This is a genomic window from Thermoflexus sp., from assembly GCF_025055495.1.
Lineage (GTDB): Bacteria > Chloroflexota > Anaerolineae > Thermoflexales > Thermoflexaceae > Thermoflexus.
Window position 1 is genome coordinate 1 of record NZ_JANWXB010000033.1, and the last position, 1,849, is coordinate 1,849.

Annotated in this window: 2 protein-coding genes and 1 pseudogene; all 3 read left to right on the top strand. The window is 63.7% G+C overall.

Annotated features, from left to right (window positions below):
• A pseudogene (locus NZM16_RS01170) lies at window positions 1-836 on the top strand (hypothetical protein); the annotation flags it as partial.
• Between the two features lie 106 nt (window positions 837-942).
• On the top strand, window positions 943-1,485 hold the full coding sequence (locus NZM16_RS01175) for a hypothetical protein (protein WP_295477907.1): 543 nt from the start codon (window positions 943-945) through the stop codon (window positions 1,483-1,485).
• A 149-nt stretch (window positions 1,486-1,634) separates the two neighbouring features.
• A partial coding sequence (locus NZM16_RS01180; protein ID WP_295477910.1) for a hypothetical protein occupies window positions 1,635-1,849 on the top strand: 215 nt, incomplete at its 3' end.

Below are 1,849 nucleotides of genomic sequence, written 5' to 3' on the forward strand. Positions count from 1 at the left end.
CCATTCCGATCCCTATTGTGCCGCTTCCTCGCCCGGCGGATCTCCCTGAGGTCTATCACTGGCTGGCCTCTCAACCCGGCAAGTTCGCCGTGCTGGAGCTGCCGGTGTTCCTGCCCCTGGACGCCGACGAGACCATAAGGATGTATGGCGCCCTGGTTCATCGGAAACCACTGGTCATCGCCTACAGCGGCTACATCCCTCCGGATATCCGGGAAATCCGGGAACGTCTGCTGGCCTTTCCTCAGCCCGGCGCGCTGGCGGAGATCGTGCGGCTCAGCGAGCAAGGGGTGCGCTACGTGTTAGTGGACCGCTCGCAGGTTCAGCAGTTTTACATTCGGGGTTTATGTGAAGTCTCCCGGAATCCCCATTTCCGTTACGCGGTTTATATGGATCCCTATGACGTGTTCGAAGTGCTTCCGAATCCGGAACCCTTTTTATCTCCGATGCGCCCCCTCAAGGCGAGGTTTGGAGATGTGGCTATCCTTCGTGGATATGGCGTTCGCTGGCTTTCGCCAGGCCGACTAGAGGTTGGGCTGGTCTGGGAGGCGGGCCCGCAACCTCATGGAAGCTATTCGATTACGGTGCAGGCGTTCGATGAGCAAGGGGAAAAGCGCGCCCAACGGGATGGAGCCCCCCAAAACAATGGCTATCCGTTTCACTGCTGGCAGCCGGGGGAGCAAATTCTGGATCTGCGGGTGCTGGAAGGATCTGAGGAGGAGCTTTCCCGGATTGCCGAGCTGAGGATTGCCATTTACGAGTGGCCGTCTTTAGTGCGGCTGAACGTCGAGAGCGCCTACCCAGTGGTTGACCGGATGTTGCGGCTGCCTCTTCGGTGAGCCGGGCGCCTGTGCAGTCGGGTAGTTGGAGCGAGGGGTCACCGGATTTTCTCCAAAAACCGGCAACATCGCGCGAGGAGTGCTTGTTGTTCATTTGGAGGGCTCGATGGGGTGGTGGATCGCGCTCCTGTTGATTCTCATGTTTGGCTTCGCCATCCGGATGGCTGGGCTTTTGGCCGTTCGGCACAACTACGACCACGCCTTTCCCATCGCCCAGGCGGCCCTTCTGCTGGACCGCTGGGAGTGGCCGCTGGAGGGGCAACGGACGACCGTCGGCCTGCCTGCTTCGCCGCTGACGTCGTGGGCGCTGGCCCCTGCAGTAGGGCTCTTTCGCCACCCCTGGGCGATCCACGGCGTTGCGGCGATGCTGGACGTGCTGGCGCTAGCCCTCCTGGCCCGTCTGCTGCGCACCCGGTTCGAGGGGACGATTGTTACATCTGTAGTCTTGCTGGCGGCGGCTTCCCCTTGGCGGCTGTATTTTGGGCGCGGCACTTGGCTGCCGGCCTGGTTTCCAGTTGTGGTCACTGGCTGGCTGGCCCTTCTGTGGCCTTGCCTGACGAACGGCCGGCGACTGTCCGATCGCCGCGCTCTGATAGGGTGGGCACTGGCCGCTATCAGCGTCCAGATCCACCCGGTGGGCTGCTGCTGATCCCCTGGGCGCTCACGCTCTGGCTGTGCGGCTGCTCGCGGCGGGCCTGGGGCTTTGGCCTTCTAGGCTTTGTGCTGTGGCTCCTACCAACGCTCCCTGGGCTCTGGGGCCAAAGAGGCGGCATCCTGAGCCTGCGCGGGCCGGAGGGCTTGTGGCCTGACACGCCAGTCGCCTTTGCCCACGCCCTTCGAATGATCTCCGGCCGTCACTTCGCCGAGGTCTGGGCCGCTCCTGTTCCCGAGTTCCTCGTGTTTGGGGCGAACGCCGGCGCGACGGCCCTCGAGCTGCTCATCGCCTTAGGCGCGTTCCGCGCCCTCGCGGCGGCGATCGTCTGGCGGCGGCCGGAGCGCTTGCTGCCGCTATT

Bases quoted from the DNA above. Each gene is read 5' to 3' on its own strand.
- NZM16_RS01175 (WP_295477907.1), top strand. From the start codon at position 943: ATGGGGTGGTGGATCGCGCTCCTGTTGATTCTCATGTTTGGCTTCGCC.